Here is a 17,220-nt window from a genome sequence, read left to right as displayed (position 1 = left end):
TAGCAAGCTTAATCTCCGCAATTATGCGGATTTTATGGCTCTTAATCTCCGCACTGCGCTTCAATCAGTGATGCTAGGTGACGCCATGGGACAAATAGACTGGTCGATCTTATTCAAATCGTGACAAGAAATTGCTTTGGTAAGCCAATCTCCCAACAGAGGAGAATTGATTAGCAGGGTCGCTGGTTCACATCCCTTCAAGGCGGTGGACGTTGAACCGCTACCAAGTGTTTAGCCAGAGAATGTTGACGGACAAGAGTGTCTCGAGGCGCAAGTACCGTCAGACCGTTTCCGAACTTGGCTGGAGGAGCTCTCGGGAACTTTAGGACCTCGGCACTAACCGCGCCGGCATACAAAGCGTTCTTCGCCAGTCTGTCGGTCGCTGAAACCTGCCATCCGCGCGGGTTTCTCTTTGCTTGGCACTGTAACTGGAGGAGATGACATCACTTGGCATCGGTTTTCAGCGGAAAAGATAATTGCACAGTTGTTCCTTCGCCTTGTCGCGAAAATATCTGCGCCTCGCCGCCGCTTTGTCGGACAAAACCATAGACCATCGCCAGACCTAGGCCCGCTCCGCCCTGATCGCTTCGCGTGGTGAAGTAGGGTTCGAAAGCCTTGTCCACCGCATCCGGCCTCATGCCCGTTCCGTTGTCATCCACTTGCACCAGCAACAGATTTTCCGTTCGTCTAGCGCGGATAACGATCAATCCACCGTCGGGCATCGCGGCTGCCGAGTTGAGGCACAGGTTGAGGATCGATTGTTCAAACAGCGCTGGGTCAAGAGGAATTTTAGGCAAGCCCTCCTCAAGATCGAGCCTGACCTGGCATTTCGCCCCGACAGCAATTTCCAGAATATCCGCCATTGCGCGCAACAGGATTGAAACGTCCATTGCACTCGGATGAATGGGATGCTGGCTACCGACTGAAAGCATGCTGCTGGCAAGCGCACGCCCACGGTCTGCGGCCTTGCGAATGCGTGCCAAGTGTCGCTTCTGACGGTCATTGAAGCCAGCTTCTCGATCCAGCAGGCCAAGGCTGCCGGTGATGATGCCAATCATGTTGCCGACCTCATGACTGACCTGATGTGTCATGCGCATGATGCCATCGAGACGCTGGGCCTTGGACGCTTCTGCTTCCTGCCGGTCCATTGCTGTCACGTCACGCGCCAGAAGCACGATTCCTTTATCAGGCTGGCGCGACAGCGAGATTTCGATGACCTGCTGATCGTCTGCGCGGTGGCGAACAACAGCACGCTCTTGCAATGTCCCGGAATGCACGTTGCACGGCAAAAGATCAGGATCAATTTCTGGAATGGCCTGCGCGAATTTTCGCAGCGGCGATTTGCGCGATGCTGCTGACTTTCCGATAAGATCGATGACGCGGCGGTTCATCGTGATCGGTTCACCTGCCGCGTCAAACAGGGCGATGCCTTCGTTCATGTTGCGAAATGTGGACCGGATTGTGCGCGCGGCGGCCTCGGCGGTGCGGCGCAGGCGTGTAACGCGCTCTACGCTGTCGTTGAAAGCCTTGAAAGCATCGAGAAGCCGGATGAGCTCCGTCTCGTTACCGCTATAGGATGGAGGACCGACGTTCTTGTCACCCTTTGCAAGCGCATTCATTCCCTTCGACAGAGAAACGATGCCGCGCGACACGCGCATGACAGAGTGGATCGAGAAAATAGCGACGACGAGCACCAGCAAAGAAGCCAGGGCAACGGTGATCAACAGCCGGTAAAGCGCGTTGGATGTCGAAAGCAGGTCGTCGTTCAGCCCCTGCGCCACGGCATCGCTCTGGGTTTCGGTGGCATGCGACAGATCGCGGGACACATCGTGTAGCTTCGATACGGACGCGCGGATGGTTAGCATGCCGAGGAGGTACTTGGTTTGCGCCTCGAAGACACGCTCATAGGGTAGAAGCCGCTCGGCTGAAACTCTGACATCCGGCGCTGATCTGTTCTGACGTGCCTCTGTCTCGGCAACATAGCGGCGGCGAAGTTCACCCAGTTGAAAAAGGCTATCGGACGTTGCGGCCGCCTGCACGATGCCGTTCAACTGGCGTCTGAGTGCGGCGTCTTCGACACCGTCACCCGTGGCGATTTCACTCAGCGCCGCTGCGGCCTTCGCTTTATGATCCTGCGCGGCATCAGCATTCCTTGCCAACTCTCTGGTCTGGGTGTGAATGAGGTTAAGCAGTTCCACGATCTGGCCACTGGCAAAACCTCGGATAACGGAGTCTTCACCGTCACGATCGATCATGCTCAGCAAACCATCGACCTGCGCAACGACAGCGCGGCTTTCGCTGGATACCCGGTAGGGGGATGCGGCGTTCATGAGAAACGGTGCGCTTGATACCAAATCTGAAACCTGTCTCGAAATGAGAGACGCTTTTGCCAGGCTGGAAAAGGCTTGCAGCCCATAGGCCGCCATCTCGTTGCGCGCGCGTTGCAAGCCGAAGATTGCCGTTGCAGACAGGCTGAACACCAGACAGCAGATAAATACGATTGCGAATGGCAGGCGGAAAGCAATCGATGAGAGAAACGAACGGCTGATCACGGTAAAAGCTCTGCCTCATCTGTGTGCAGCACATAACCTTTGCCGCGCCGTGTCTTGATGTGGCGGGGCAAGTCTGGATTGAGCTCTATCTTTCTGCGCAGGCGCAGAACCAGCACATCGACGTTGCGATCGATGTAGCGCTCGCTCTCAGTGCCAAGGCAATCTAGAATCTGAGCCCTACTGACTGGCTGGTTGGGGGTGCCCGCGAGTATCTCGAGCAGCGCAAACTCCGCCGTTGTCAGCGTGCGGCTGCGGTCCGTCAGGCATGTCGCCTGCCGCCCATCCAAATCGATAGCCCAATCGCCAAGCCGCAGTGATGACCGCGTGTGATCCTTTTCGATCTCCTTGTCGTGCTTCAATGCGGGGATCGTCCGGCGCAGTACGGCCTTCATGCGCGCCGTCAGCTCAATCGGCTCGAAAGGTTTTACCACATAGTCATCGGCTGCGGTTTCCAGCCCCAGCACACGATCTGCAGCACTACCGGCGGCGGTGACCATGACGATACCGATATCGGATTGAAGCCGCAGTCGCTGGGCGAATGTTCGCCCTGAAGTGCCGGGCAGATTATGATCGACCAGAACCAGATGAACCTGTACCTGCGCCAATATCGCCGTCGCTTCTTCCGCCGACCCCGCACAAATCGGTATCCAATCCTCGGCCTCCACGAGATCGGATATCAGTTCCGCCATATCAGGATCGTCCTCGACGATCAGAATTCGCACCTTCTGGTTCAGCAATGTGTAGTCCTCCCGATTACACCATACGTTTTTGGCCATCGATGTTCAAAGACTAGCTGATGATGCACTTCGACATAAATGTAATGAATGTAATATTCTTCGGCACTGCGGTGCAAAATTGGTAATCATTCTTCGATTGCACCGACCCGCAAATCTGACATGCTCACTGCGGAGATTGGAACGGGGAGGTTCCAAGAGGGAGGCTCTGTTGAAAGCACGACTGGCTACAGTAACGGGATTGACGGCATGGCTTTGCGCTGTGGCCCCCGGCTTGGCCGACACCAGTCTCAACGTGCTGTGTGGCACCGACGAGGCGTGGTGTGCTCAAATGAAGCAATCCTTCGAGGCCCAGTCGGGCATATCCATTTCCATAACCCGGAAGAGTACCGGCGAAATACTCGACCAGATCAGGTCGGAAAAATCCGCACCGACAGTCGATGTCTGGTGGGGCGGCACCGGCGACACCCATCTTCAGGCGGCATCCGAAGACCTGCTTGAGATCTACGTGCCGAAACATCAGGTCGACATTTTGCCGTGGGCGCAAAATTTCTTCAAAATGTCCGGGCAGCACTCCTCTGGCATTTATGCAGGCGCCCTTGGTTTTGCTTATAACGTGCAAGTTTTGGCACAAAAGGGTCTTCCGGCCCCGACCTGCTGGAAAGATCTGGCGAACGACGCTTACAGGGGACTCATTCAGGCTGGCAACCCGAATTCATCCGGCACTGCTTTTACCATGCTCGCGACACTGATTCAGCTTTTCGGGGAAGACGAGGCCTTTCGGGATATCGGCGCGCTGAACCGCAACGTTGTTGAATATACAAAATCCGGCTCGGCACCGGTCAAAGCTGCGGCAAGAGGGGAGACCTTGATCGGCATATCGTTCATGCATGATGCTGTGACCCAGAAGGAAGAGGGCTTTCCGCTTGTGATCGTCGCACCTTGCGAGGGCACGGGCTACGAAATCGGCGCGGTCAGCATCGTCAAAGGCACCACGCACATCGAGGCAGCGCAACGCTTTGTCGAATTTGCCCTGAGCCCGGAGGGGCAAGCGACAGGCGCAGCAGCAGGCCAGAACCAGGTACCTTCGAATGCCAGAGCTGCGCTCCCCCCGGCAGCCCCGGATATCTCGCTGATCAAGATGGTGGACTACGACTTCGCGACCTTCGGCCAACCCGGCGAACGAAGTCGGCTTCTCAGGCGGTTCGATGCGGAAATAACAGCGACGCAGTAACCGCACCCCGACTTTTCAGACACTTACCCAAGATCAAGCGGCATGGACGTCAATGCCGTGAAGGCGAAACTGCGCCTTTTGGACATACTTTATCGCAAGCAACAGGAGGATATCGCATGCGACTTTCAGCACTTTCCATTCTACTTTTTTCCGGGGTATCCCTCGGGGCGGTTTCGGCACAGGCCGCCGGTGAACTCAACGTCATTTGTTCTGCAGATGTGGTGATTTGCGAACAGATGAAGGGCGACTTCGAAAAGTCCCACGACATAAAGGTGAATATGGTGCGCCTGTCATCCGGCGAAACCTACGCGAAAATTCGGGCCGAAGCCCGAAATCCAAAAACCGATCTATGGTGGGCAGGCACTGGTGACCCCCATGTGCAAGCGGCATCCGAAAACCTGACGATGGAATACAAATCACCCATGCTGGACCAGTTACAGGACTGGGCCCAGAAGCAGGCCGAAAGCACAGGCTACCGCACGGTTGGTGTCTACGCGGGCGCACTCGGCTGGGGCTACAACACGACGATCTTCAAGGACAAGGGTTACAAGGAGCCATTGTGCTGGGCTGATCTGCTTGCCCCGGAATTAAAGGGTGAAATTCAGATTGCCAACCCCAACTCCTCCGGTACGGCATATACCGCACTGGCCTCCCTCGCGCAGATCATGGGTGAAGATCAAGCGATCGACTATCTCAAGAAACTGAACGCCAATATTTCTCAATACACCAAATCGGGCTCGGCACCGGTGAAGGCTGCCGCACGCGGTGAGACGGCGCTGGGCATTGTCTTCATGCATGACGCCGTTGCCCAGACTGCCGAAGGCTTCCCAATAAAATCTATCGCCCCCTGCGAAGGCACTGGCTACGAAATCGGCTCCATGTCGATCATCAAGGGCGCGCGCAATCTGGACGATGCCAAAGTCTGGTATGACTGGGCGTTGACGCCGGAAGTGCAGTCGCGAATGAAGGATGCTAAGTCCTTCCAACTGCCATCCAACAAAAAGGCTGAAGTGCCGAAGGAAGCACCAAAGTTTGAAGACATCAAGCTGATCGACTACGACTTCAAGACATATGGCGATCCGGTCAAGCGCAAGGCTCTGCTAGAGCGCTGGGACCGTGAGGTTGGCGCTGTCGCCAACTGATCCAACGCGTCTGGGCCGGGTAGACAACACCCGGCCAACTTCTCCGGTGCCGCTGATGCACTCCCATTTCCTATCGTAAAACGAGCGAGGTAGGCCATGAAACGTGGCAATCGCAGGCTGGACATCGTTCTGGCGCTTGGGGCAGCGGCCCTCCTTCTTCTTCCCTGGTACAGAATTGAACGGGGCTTTTTCGGCTTCGGCTGGATCTCGGACTTCTTTTCTTCCGACACCTCTGCACCGGCACTTTTACAGATCGCCTCCCATGGCAAGCTCTGGCTGATCGGCGTCCTCGTGATGTTTCTGACGGCGTGTCTGGTCAGACCGATCAACGACCCGATGAAGCGCGGGGGGCTCTTGTCCCTCACAGGCATCCTCGGCCTGCTGTTTCTCTCGCTTCAAGGATTTGCCATCGGCTTTACGGGCTGGACTTGGACCATCAGTGAAACGCTGTTCGGGCAGCTCGCAAACGGTCAACCCGCCATGGGCGCGGGTGCGGTGGTAATGGCCGTGGTTTGCGTCCTGCTCTTTGCATTCGGCCTTGCAGAACGGGGCGTCATGAAGGGCGATGCATTCATCGTCGCCTCGATATCACTGCTGATATTTTTGGTCGCGATCTTCGTCTTTTACCCCATTGGCAGCATGTTTACGGCGTCGGTGCAGGACTTCGATGGCTCCTTCAATCCTGATGGCTTCATTCGCAACCTGCAGGACCCGGGCATCTGGAGCCTCGGCTGTGTTTTCGGCGAAGAGCGTTGCGGCGTGGCGTGGCGCACCCTTGCACTTGCGCTGATGACGGCCTCTGCGTCCACCCTGCTCGGCCTCGGTTTCGCGCTGGTCGCGACACGTACACGCTTTCCCTTCAAAAAAGGCCTGCGCCTGCTGACTGTCCTGCCGATCATCACGCCGCCTTTCGTCATTGGCCTTGCACTCACTTTACTGTTCGGCCGGGCGGGCGTTGTTACCGAAGGCCTTTCGAACCTGTTTGGCATTGAGCCGGGACGCTGGCTTTATGGCCTGACCGGCATCTGGATTGCGCAAGTCCTGTCGTTCACGCCCATTTCCTTCCTCGTTCTCATCGGCGTCGTGGAAGGTGTCAGCCCCTCGATGGAAGAGGCATCGCAGACCTTGCGTGCAGATCGCTGGCGCACCTTCTGGCGTGTCTCGCTGCCCTTGATGAAACCCGGCCTCGCCAACGCGTTCCTGATCGGCTTCATCGAAAGCATGGCTGACTTCGGCAACCCGCTCGTACTGGGCGGTAGCCACGGCGTGCTCTCGACGGAAATCTTCTTTGCCGTCGTCGGCTCGCAGAACGACCCATCCCGTGCGGCGGTACTTGCCATGGTTTTGCTCTGCTTCACGCTTTCCGCCTTTATGGCACAGCGTTTCTGGTTGTCGGGCAAGAATTTTGCGACGGTAACCGGCAAGGGCGATAGCGGAGCACATATTGCTCTTCCTCGCGGACTGTCCATCGGTGTGCATGCCGTCGTCGTGCCGTGGATGCTGTTCACGATAGTCGTCTACGGCATGATCCTGATCGGCGGCTTCGTCAAAACCTGGGGTCTCGATAATTCGCTGACACTGGACCATTATATCAGAGCCTTCTCCGTCGGCTTCAAAAATGGCAGCATTGCCTGGACGGGCGTCGCCTGGAATTCGTTCTGGACGACCATGGAAATCGCTCTGATTTCTGCTCCTCTGACGGCTGCTGTCGGGCTTTTGACGGCCTATATCATCGTCCGCCAGAAGTTTACCGGGAAGAACGTATTCGAATTCGCGCTGATGATGAGTTTTGCCATTCCCGGAACGGTCATTGGTGTCAGCTATATCATGGCGTTCAATCTTCCGCCCATCGAAATGACGGGGTCTGCTCTCATCCTGATCGCCTGTTTCGTTTTCCGCAACATGCCCGTCGGCGTGCGCGGTGGTATCGCGGCCATGAGCCAGTTGGACAAAAGTCTCGACGAGGCATCGCTAACATTACGGGCGGACAGTTTCCGTACCATTCGCAAGGTGATCCTGCCGCTGCTGCGTCCAGCGATCACCGCTGCTCTCGTCTATTCCTTCGTAAGGGCCATCACGTCGATCAGCGCCGTCATTTTTCTCGTCAGTGCAGAATACAACATGGCCACCTCCTACATCGTCGGCCTCGTTGAAAACGGAGAATATGGCGTGGCGATTGCTTACTCATCCATGCTCATCGTCGTGATGATCACCGTTATTACGGGCTTCCAGCTCATTGTCGGCGAACGACGCCTCAGACGCGAGAACCGCGTCGCCGGTGTCACGACCGATCCCACCGTTCCTCTCGCTCAGGAGAAAGCCGCATGATCAAGGTAAAACCCGGCTCCGTCACCTTTCAAAATGTTCGCAAGACTTTCGGTGCATTCACAGCCATCCCCGACCTCTCCCTGACTATCGAGCCGGGAACACTGGTAACATTGCTTGGGCCTTCAGGCTGCGGCAAAACCACGACGCTTCGAATGCTGGCAGGGCTAGAGCATCCAACTTCCGGCCGCATTCTGATCGGCGATACGGATGTGACGATGCTGCCAGCAAACGAGCGTGACGTCTCGATGGTATTTCAATCCTATGCACTTTTCCCGCATATGACGGCCCTCGACAATGTTGCCTACGGTTTGCAATCCTCCGGCCTTCGCAAAAACGACGCGCGGGAAAAGGCTGAGGAAGGCCTGAAACTCGTCGGTCTCGCGGGCATGGGCCAACGTCTTCCAGCAGAACTTTCCGGTGGGCAGCAGCAGCGTGTGGCGGTCGCCCGCGCGCTGGTTCTCGAGCCGCAGGTTCTGTTGCTGGACGAACCCCTGTCCAACCTCGATGCGCGCCTGCGGCGCCGCGTGCGCACCGAAATCAGGGAGTTGCAGCAGCGTCTCGGCTTTACAGCCGTCTACGTAACCCATGATCAGGACGAAGCTCTGGCTGTCTCGGACCGCATCATCGTGATGAAGGATGGCGAGATTGCCCAATCAGGTGCGCCGCGTGAGCTTTACGAGGCCCCCGCATCCCCCTTCATAGCTGACTTCATGGGCGAAGCGAATGTGATTCCCTGCGAGGTTATCCGCGTCGAAGGCGAGCAGGCGGTCATCCGCTTGGCAGGTGTCGATTATTCCGTGAAAGGCCGTGGCGCGAAGCCGGGCTCCGCTAAGCTCGCCGTCAGACCCGGCTCTATCATCATCGGTGCGGGGGGTGGCAATGGGCTGGCAGGGCGCGTGCTCCATAGCGCCTATCTTGGCGGCCACATCGAATATGAAGTCGAGACGGATGTCGGCACGCTCTTCATCATAGACCACGCCATGGAGGCAAGCATGCCGACTACAAGCGATGTCACGCTCGGGTTTAAAAGCCGTGGTATTGCGCTGATCAACGGCTGAAACGTTGGAACTGCAATCAAAGGACATGACAATGATGACACATGAAAGCGCTATCGAACTGCGCTTTTCGCTGGCCAAGACAATGGCCGAAAAAGCTGGCGCTCTGGCCCTGGATTATTTCAACAGGCGTGAAACACTGGTGATCGAGACCAAACGCGATCTTCACGATGTGGTTTCCATCGCAGACCGCAACGTCGAAACTCTTCTGCGCGAACACGTTGCCGAAGCGTTGCCGGAAGACGGATTTCTGGGTGAGGAATTCGGTTACACCGAGGGTAAATCCGGCTTCACTTGGGTCGTGGATCCGATTGACGGTACTGCCCCCTTCGTCAACGGCATGCCGACATGGTGCGTTTCCATCGCTGTGGTTTATGACGGCATTCCGGTTGTCGGCGTCATCAAAGTACCCTGTGAGGACGAACTTTATGCATCGGCCGAGGGTTTAGGCGCGACGCTCAACGGCAAGGTGCTCCGGCTCGATCCCGCTCGCACGATCCAAAATGCGCTGACGGGCATCGGCAGCAACAATTACGTCACACCAGATCGGGTCGGCGGCATCATCTCATCCCTGCTGTCCATCGGCGGAAACTTCATCCGAAACGGCTCCGGCGCACTGATGCTGGCCTACGTGGCGGCTGGGCGCCTGGTCGGTTATTACGAACCGCACATGCGGGCCTGGGATTGTATGGCGGGGTTCTGCCTCGTCAAACAAGCCGGTGGAAGATACATGCCGTTTCCTTGCGACAGTGAAAATCTGACGCTCGGCAGCCCTGTCCTCGCCTGCAACCCAACCGCCTATGACGAGCTTTTCGACATTCATAATACAATGGCAGGAAGCGATCAGTCGTAGTCCAGACCATTCCGCTTTGAAAAGACGCCACGGGCTGAGACTTTGTTCGGTCCGTGGATTTCTTTTAATTGTCGATCAGCTTGAGGTTGGCATTTACGGTCCATCTTGCGCTTAAAATGATCAACCGGTTATGGATGTCTGCTCGCGATCTCAGAATTGGTCACCGCAACCATGGCGCACAGGCTCAGTACAAAACTGGCTACTCTCTGCGTCAATGTTTAGAGCTAACCCGCGCACAGTTGGTGCGAGTGAGCGACCGCACCATTACCATGGCGCTTGGCTTCTTTCGAAGAAGAACCCGCCCGTTGGCCCGGAGGCATCTTGGCACGCCAGCCAGACAATTGTATCTGCGGCCTGCTCGACTGTCCGATATCCGGTGTGGTTGTTGAAATCCGTCTTCGTGTAGCCAGGGTCGGCGGCATTGACCTTGATCCCGTCCTTCGCAAGGTCCTTGGCCAAAGACAGGGTGATCGCATTCAGCGCCGTCTTGGAGCTGTTATACGCCAGAATGTTCACGGCGTGGTAGGGGTGTGTGGGATCAGAAAGCCATGTCAGCGATCCAAGACCACTGCTGACCATGATGACATTGGCTTGGCCAGACATACGAAGCACAGGCAAAAACGCCTGCATCGTTCGGATCGGGCCGAAAACGTTGGTCTGGTACACAGTTTCGATTTCACTGATTTCCTGTGCCCCCGGAGCGATATAACTGCCTGGAATACCAGCATTGTTGATTAACACGTCGAGCTTCCCATCGGTAGCGGACACGGTTGCCGCTGCGTTCTTGACGCTATCGTCATCCGCTACATCGATAGCAATCACTCGCACGTTAAGACCCTCTGAGGAAAGCTTTTGGGCCGCACTTGCACCCCGCGCTGCGTCTCGGCTACCTAGCCATACGCGATAACCGAGCCGGCCAAGCTGCCGGGCCGTCTCGTAGCCGATGCTCTTGTTAGCGCCCGTAATCAATACAGACTTAGCCGTCATGTCATTCTCCTGGTTTGAATGTGGTTGAAGGTTTTGACTTTCAACAATCGGCCTGAAGCCGATGCAGTCAAATCTAGCATTGATCGATTGTTTGATAAGATACCCGAAACCGGCTAGTCTGATCGCCATGGCGAACAGCGATCAACTTCCTATGGACGATCTGTCCATCTTTCTTTCGGTGTGCGAGACCGGTGGTTTTCGTAAAACCGCTAAGCGCCTTGGGTTATCGCCATCAACGGTCAGCGAGAAGGTTGCTTTGCTGGAGACCCGTTTGGGGGCTCCTCTCCTCATAAGAACCACGCGGAGTGTAAGCCTGACGGAGGTAGGGCGGACGCTTGCGGAACGTCTGTCGCCGCTTATGCGCGAAACGCGAGCGGCACTTCAGGATGCCATGAGCTCTCAGGACGAGGTGAGGGGTCAACTCAAGCTGAATGTCACCGGGGCCGTCATGGTCGATATACTGCCTCCGCTCATTGATCGTTTCCTGATCCGTTTTCCAGATGTACGAATTGAGATCGTCGTTGAAGACAGACTTGTCGACATCACGGCGGCGGGATGCGACGCTGGTATCCGCTACGGTGAGCATCTGGCGCGGGACATGATCGCTGTTCCCATCGGCCCGAAGTTTCAGCGTTTGGCTCTCGCAGCATCACCTGGCTACCTTGATGCGCGGGGGGCGCCTTCGCATCCAAGCGATCTTTTCGCTCACGACTGCATCCGGCTACGGTTCTCGAGCGGCGCACTCACGGCCTGGGAGTTGGAGTGCGGGGACCAGTCCTTGATAGTCGATCCTCCAAGTCGTGTCATCATCGGTGTCGATGCGGCACCTGCTGCAATTGAGCTGGCGCGCGGTGGACATGGCATCATCTGTACTTTTGAGAATTGGCTTGATCCAGCCTTGAAGACCAGCGATCTCAAGCCAGTCTTGCCACAATGGTGGAGCACGTTCGATGGCCCCCGGCTATACTTCTCGAGCAGGCTCATGTCGGCACCCCTCAGAGCGTTCGTTGATCTGGTGAGAGAAGAGAGAAACAAGGATAGCGCATGATCCTGACGGTCGCCATTTCGGGTTATCGGTCCCTTCGTAACCTCGTCCTGCCGCTTGAACACCTTACCGTCGTCACCGGTGGGAACGGGGCAGGAAAATCGAGTTTCTATCGCGCGCTACGACTTCTCGCAGATGTCGCGCAGGGACGGGCTATTGCATCATTGGCGGCAGAGGGTGGCCTGCAATCAACGATATGGGCTGGACCGGAGGCTTTTTCGCGCAGCATGAAAGACGGCACAGTGCCGGTGCAGGGGACGGTGCGGAAACATCCGGTCGCACTCAAGCTTGGGTTCGCATCGGATGACTACGGCTACGCGATCGATCTGGGATTGCCTGTGGCTCCACCCCAGCCGAGCTATTTTGCGCTTGATCCCGTCATCAAGGCAGAAGCGGTGTGGGCAGGTGAAGCGTTGAGCCGCCGAAATGTGTTCGCAGAACGTGCAGGGCCAGTTGTGACCGCTCTTTCCGAAAGCGGTCAACGTCAGGTGTTGCTGCACGATCTCGCATCATTCGAAAGCATGATGACGCAGTCCGCGGACCCCAAGAATTTACCTGAACTTCTGTATTTGCGTGCTCAAATGAGTGGGTGGCGTTTTTACGATCACTTTCGAACTGATCCCTCTTCGCCTGTGCGACAGATGCAGATTGGAACCCGAACATTGGCCCTGTCATCCGACGGCGCCGATCTGGCTGCAGCTATCGCGACGATCCGGGAGATTGGCGATGCGGCGGGCTTTGATGCCGCTATCGAAGATGCTTTTCCCGGCAGCACAATCGAGATCAAGACGGAGCGAGGGCGCTTCGAACTGCTGATGCGCCAGAAGGGTTTGCTGCGGCCGCTTTCGACGCCAGAACTCTCCGATGGCACTTTGCGTTATCTGCTTTTGGTGGCAGCTCTCACCACGCCGCGCCCTCCATCCCTGATGGTGCTCAACGAGCCTGAAACCAGTCTGCATCCCAGCCTCCTTGCGCCCCTGTCTCGTTTGATCATCCGGGCGTGTGACCGGTCTCAACTGCTCGTCGTGTCCCATGCGGAGGAGCTGGTTTCGCAACTTGACGCTGAGGGAAAGGCTTTGATGGTGCGGCTCTCCAAGGTACTCGGCGAAACGGTGGCTGAAGGGATCAATTCACCTGCATGGAGTTGGCCTGCACGATAAGCATTTCCCAACGCAGATGTGGTAACGTTTTGCGCAAACATGGTTGACTTGACCTCGTACCTTTTTGCAAGAGCGAAAGGCAACTCATCAAGAGCGGCTGGGGTGGAACCAGAACCTGCAAGTATTTTTAAAAATAGGCAAGCTCTGTAGCAATCTGATCTTTGCGGGAGGGGACGCTCTTCAGCTTGGTCACCTCATGAGCGATCATCTTTTGCGAAATCCGGTCGAAGATATCGTTGGAATAGAATGCGACCGGAAGGCAGTTGAGGACGCGCTCTTCGAGTTCTTGGCGCGTGATCGTTTTGCTAACGCAGGATATGCTTCCCAAGAGCTTCACAGCTTCCGCGATGCTCTGCGTCAGCCTTAGTTTATATCGGCCTTCGATCTCCATGGGTGAGCTTACGTAGCCTTGTTGCGCCAAGTCATGGACATTCCGTGAATTGTCCGGATGGGCGTAGATTGGGGTTTCCAAGCCACGAGAAAACGTATCATCCGCGCAACCGCAACCGCAACCGCAACCGCAGTGGCCGGCTCAAATCGAATCAAACAAGCGAATTTCTCTCCCAGAGGCAACGTTAAAGATAGAGAAGCCTCAGCAGCGGCTGAAATAAATTTGAGGATTGGTTCGGTCGACGGTGGTTCAACCGTAACCCTGAAATATCAGACGAAATGCTCGCTACTCTCTACTCGCCAGTTGGCTGATGTTGGTGGTCGCTCGCTCTTTCAAAGGAGCTTTCTCGACAACTAAATCCCCGATGAACAATGTGTCAATGCGTGTCGAATAGAAACACCTTATGGCATCTTAGGGGCTTGCCACTCTCGGTCCATCCATCACGTTGAAGCTGGTGTTGAGCACGACCGGATGGCCTGACGATTTGGAGAACTCATTGATCAAACGGTGATAGAGGGGATTACTCTTTTCCTTACCGTGTGGAGTCGCGCCGTGTTGTCGCCCTGTACAACAGCAGGGATAACTCTTCGTGCTGTTTCAATGACCGGGAAAACGGTCAGCATGAACGGAACTGCCACAGTCGAGTCTAAGTAGTCTGTGGTGTACTCCTCCAGCAGCGACGAGGCGAAGGGTTGGAATGCCTACCGGTGCTTCACCTCTGCGTTGATCTTATCCTTCACTCCGGCTTTGGTCGGGTCGACGAGGATACTTCTGCCGCCGAGGGGAAGAGGGCCTAACGCCATTTTGCCCTGGAACAAGCCGATAACATCTTCCTTATGGAGGGCTCTGGCAGCCTCGGCGCAAACATCGGAACTGTGGCATAGCCAATCTTTGCCCGTTTTCAGCAGTTCTTCGATCTCTTGATTGGAATAGGCATCAGCAATGAAAGGATCGGCGTGGTGTATCTTGCCTGGCTGCTTCAGAACCTGCTTGTAGACAAAGACTGCGCCGCCGATAGATGTGCCGCTATCACCGCTCCCGGCATAACGTGCATGTCCTTCCTGGAGAATGCGCCCGTTGACGACGCTGTTGAGCGCAACATCTCCAGAATGAACCAAATGTCGCATGTCCGTCTTTTCGGATAGCATCGCAGTGCTTTATAAGTGATAGGGTAGATGTACAGGCCTCTCTGCAAAGCGTGCCATCGGCGATGGTGATGGAAGCAGTGATGCCGGGGCAGGCCGATATTGGCTATGCGGAGGGCCCGCTGGATAGGTCGGGTCTCATTATCCGCAACTGCCCGTCGGACGCCGTCGCGGCTTTACCCATTGACCATCTGTTATCGCAAAGGATTTCTTGAACCGTATGATCTGATAGGCCAGCGCATGATTGCGTTGGAATCTGGCTCACTGTTTTCGATGCGGATCTATCTTGCCCTTGCAGGCATCCCTCGATCGACAGTGATCGAAGTTCGTCTCTCGTACACGTCTTTGACCTTAGTCCGAGAGGTATCAGGGATCGCAATCATCGATCCGACATCAACATGCGAAGTCAGCGTGTGAGACGCGATTATACGCCCGTTTCGCCCGTCAATTCTAGCCGGTTTTTTGGAGATTAGACCTTTGAACCGTCCCGCCACCACCTTGCTAGATCATCTTTTTGAGGCCTTCTGGAACTTTCACGCCGAGGAAGTGGAAAATTCTAGCATGTATTTGCCACTATTTGGGTAGCTCGCTGCGGACGCTAGGCTGCAAACTGCTGGCGCGGAAACGCATGATCTGCGGCCTGGGATCCGAAGTTCCGAACAACGGCGTGACAATCACTTCCGTCGTCGATTATCGCACACATCTTACTTCCCGTTTTTTATAACTGCAGCTTGATCCTCCGACATTAAATGAAGCAGTGGGACTGCGCCCCCCTGGGCAGGATGAGGAATAATGTGGCAATCACGTCGCGGTCATTTTCTCTGAGTTGATCCTGATTGTCGTTCGCCATCCTCGGATACCATTTCTCGAATGTCTCCCGCAACGAGCCAACGAGTGCTTGCGTTAGGGTCCGCAACAGTAGATGCGCGCCTGTCCTGCTCTATCGCATCCGCTGCTTTTTGGCGGGCGGCTAGCTGACGACAACGTTGACAGTGGCCTCTACGAAATCCGCTCGCCGGACGGCAGTACTCGCCAGTAATTGATCGGGCTGGTATTGTCGGTAGCGATGTAGGGCTAGAATTCACCGAACGCTGTCATTGATTTCCGCATACCATCGGCTGCATAGCAGTAAGGTCTCGCCAACCCCGAGCCGACCCCCGATACGGTTAATCACTTCCTCTCGCTTGACGTTGTAGTCCATCTCGCGGAAGGCTGGCCTCAACTCCCGCTAGATATACCTAGTAGAGGTGTATGCTGGCTGCCTTTCCGGTTTTCAGGCCGCGCCTGGCGACGAACACAATTCTGTCCAAATGGTCAGCTTTACGGTGAACTAAGACACGGCGCTGGAGCTAAAACCAGCGGGCCGTCGAAGATTTGCGATCCACAGCATTAGTCGATGACGCTCAAGAGCGCTGACTTGCTTCTAACGCTTCGACCACTAAGGATGATGACGGCTCCAAGCTCGAACGGGAGCTCGCGTATCGTAACAACGTCATCGCGACGAGACGCCAGAGCATCTACGTCTTCCGGTCCGACTTCCCATGCGCCCCTTAGGTATAAGGTTGTCTTTTAGACTAGCAGGAAATTATATTTTCATTGCTTAGGATGCAAAGGTAGCAACAGTTCGCCAGTGGAAGCTTGTGGTCGATGATCATCTTGCAAGCTCGACAAATTTATAAGGGGAGAGTGCTATTGGCTGGGAGCTTACATTTTCCGTAAAAGCCATTAAGTTGGGCGAAACGCTTGTTCGAGAATGACGTTAGTTACAAAAGGTGAAGCGAGGCCGTAATGCGTGCAGGCGGTTCTATTCCCTTCAAGATCGCCAAATTTGCAAGTCTCATTGTGCTTATGCCCCAACAATCAAAATACTTGTAAATTTGCTGACGTCAGGTCGATGTGGTGGCTTACTGGCTGGCTATGCTTCAACCCGCGGGGCGATGAAGCGGGTTGGATCCGAGCGCCGCCGCTTCGGCTATCGCCGTATCCACGGAATGCACTACCGGCAGGGGCTACTCATGAACCTGAAGACGCCTCGAAGTTTCTATTGCAAGGTTATCTGCCTGTCGGCATGGGTGGCAGCCGAAAGAGGGGCGTGGGCGAAGGCCTACGCTGGCTCTTGCGTCGTGTCCGGGCGAGCGCCCCAGTCTGATCTTCATCCGCGGTGTCTTTACCGACGGATCATCGCTGTAGTGTGCTGCGGCTGTCTCGCGAACTGGATCGTCGCATTGCCAGACAGGGAAGCCGAACAGGACCGTCTCAGACAACGGCCCGAATATGCCATTCACATATAGTCCAAAGATACCAAGGTAGAATGGCACTACATCGGCACAGGTGAGTCCTCAATGAAAATGGTTATGCAAAAACAGGCCGCCTAAAGCCACTTTAGAAACCCGAGACCTTAACCAACAACTGAATGAAAGCCGGGCATTCTAACCGCAAAAGCATACACGTTTCCGAAAACCGAAAATACCCCAACAGAACCAGTGACTTACTGTTTTTCTGTATTTTCTCTCCGACCTGCTGTTGACTTGTTTGGGAGGTGTCCTCTATAAGTCCGCTCACTGACGAGGGCGGCGGCGCTGCTAGCGACGATG

11 protein-coding genes and 2 pseudogenes are annotated in these 17,220 nt (G+C 55.7%); 7 read left to right on the top strand and 6 right to left on the bottom strand.

The genetic code is table 11. The features are described from left to right. Positions 1 to 443: 443 nt before the first annotated feature. Complete coding sequence (locus tag RQI55_RS23790; RefSeq protein WP_311273719.1) at positions 444 to 2,552, bottom strand: ATP-binding protein; 2,109 nt, start codon at positions 2,550 to 2,552, stop codon at positions 444 to 446. Next, a complete protein-coding gene (locus RQI55_RS23785; RefSeq protein ID WP_042615719.1) occupies positions 2,549 to 3,289 on the bottom strand; it encodes a response regulator transcription factor in 741 nt (246 codons plus the stop codon). Before RQI55_RS23785 ends, RQI55_RS23790 begins: the two co-directional genes overlap by 4 nt. A 238-nt stretch (positions 3,290 to 3,527) precedes the next feature. Here RQI55_RS23785 and RQI55_RS23780 point away from each other — a divergent pair, with 238 nt between their 5' ends. The 5 genes from RQI55_RS23780 to RQI55_RS23760 all read left to right on the top strand — a co-directional run bounded on the left by RQI55_RS23780 (position 3,528) and on the right by RQI55_RS23760 (position 9,898). Then, positions 3,528 to 4,520 carry an ABC transporter substrate-binding protein gene (locus tag RQI55_RS23780; RefSeq protein WP_155398700.1) on the top strand — a complete coding sequence of 331 codons (993 nt, stop codon included), beginning with the start codon at positions 3,528 to 3,530 and terminating at the stop codon, positions 4,518 to 4,520. Positions 4,521 to 4,636: 116 nt separating this feature from the next. After that, positions 4,637 to 5,662 carry an ABC transporter substrate-binding protein gene (locus tag RQI55_RS23775; protein ID WP_042615717.1) on the top strand — a complete coding sequence of 342 codons (1,026 nt, stop codon included), beginning with the start codon at positions 4,637 to 4,639 and terminating at the stop codon, positions 5,660 to 5,662. Between the two features lie 96 nt (positions 5,663 to 5,758). After that, positions 5,759 to 7,990, top strand: coding sequence for an iron ABC transporter permease (locus RQI55_RS23770; RefSeq protein WP_042615716.1), 2,232 nt, complete (start codon positions 5,759 to 5,761; stop codon positions 7,988 to 7,990). Next, positions 7,987 to 9,048 (top strand): ABC transporter ATP-binding protein, encoded by a 1,062-nt coding sequence (locus RQI55_RS23765; RefSeq protein WP_042615715.1) that lies wholly within the window; start codon positions 7,987 to 7,989, stop codon positions 9,046 to 9,048. The genes RQI55_RS23770 and RQI55_RS23765 overlap by 4 nt, the downstream gene beginning before the upstream one ends. Before the next feature lie 31 nt (positions 9,049 to 9,079). Continuing rightward, entirely contained in the window at positions 9,080 to 9,898 is an 819-nt protein-coding gene (locus RQI55_RS23760) for an inositol monophosphatase family protein (RefSeq protein ID WP_042615874.1), read from the top strand. A gap of 264 nt (positions 9,899 to 10,162) precedes the next feature. On the opposite strand, the gene RQI55_RS23755 is transcribed toward RQI55_RS23760, so the two are convergent. Further along, positions 10,163 to 10,885 (bottom strand): SDR family oxidoreductase, encoded by a 723-nt coding sequence (locus RQI55_RS23755; RefSeq protein WP_042615714.1) that lies wholly within the window; start codon positions 10,883 to 10,885, stop codon positions 10,163 to 10,165. Positions 10,886 to 11,012: 127 nt separating this feature from the next. Between RQI55_RS23755 and RQI55_RS23750 the strand changes: the two genes are divergently transcribed. Together RQI55_RS23750 and RQI55_RS23745 are read left to right on the top strand one after the other, a co-directional pair. After that, positions 11,013 to 11,933: a LysR family transcriptional regulator gene (locus tag RQI55_RS23750; protein WP_042615873.1), complete on the top strand. Its 921-nt coding sequence runs from the start codon at positions 11,013 to 11,015 to the stop codon at positions 11,931 to 11,933. Continuing rightward, complete coding sequence (locus tag RQI55_RS23745) at positions 11,930 to 13,090, top strand: AAA family ATPase (protein WP_042615713.1); 1,161 nt, start codon at positions 11,930 to 11,932, stop codon at positions 13,088 to 13,090. Before RQI55_RS23750 ends, RQI55_RS23745 begins: the two co-directional genes overlap by 4 nt. A gap of 127 nt (positions 13,091 to 13,217) precedes the next feature. Here RQI55_RS23745 and RQI55_RS23740 read toward each other — a convergent pair whose 3' ends face one another. The 3 genes and pseudogenes from RQI55_RS23740 to RQI55_RS23730 form a co-directional block, all read right to left on the bottom strand. After that, entirely contained in the window at positions 13,218 to 13,511 is a 294-nt protein-coding gene (locus RQI55_RS23740; protein ID WP_155398690.1) for a hypothetical protein, read from the bottom strand. A 381-nt stretch (positions 13,512 to 13,892) separates the two neighbouring features. Continuing rightward, a pseudogene (locus RQI55_RS24310) lies at positions 13,893 to 14,608 on the bottom strand (carbamoyltransferase C-terminal domain-containing protein). Between the two features lie 847 nt (positions 14,609 to 15,455). Beyond that, positions 15,456 to 15,748 (bottom strand): annotated as a pseudogene (locus RQI55_RS23730) (ISKra4 family transposase); the annotation flags it as partial. Positions 15,749 to 17,220 lie beyond the last annotated feature (1,472 nt).

It is taken from the genome of Rhizobium sp. WCS2018Hpa-16 (assembly GCF_031843705.1).
Taxonomy (GTDB): domain Bacteria; phylum Pseudomonadota; class Alphaproteobacteria; order Rhizobiales; family Rhizobiaceae; genus Agrobacterium; species Agrobacterium tumefaciens_C.
This window is presented reverse-complemented; position numbering and strand designations above follow the sequence as displayed.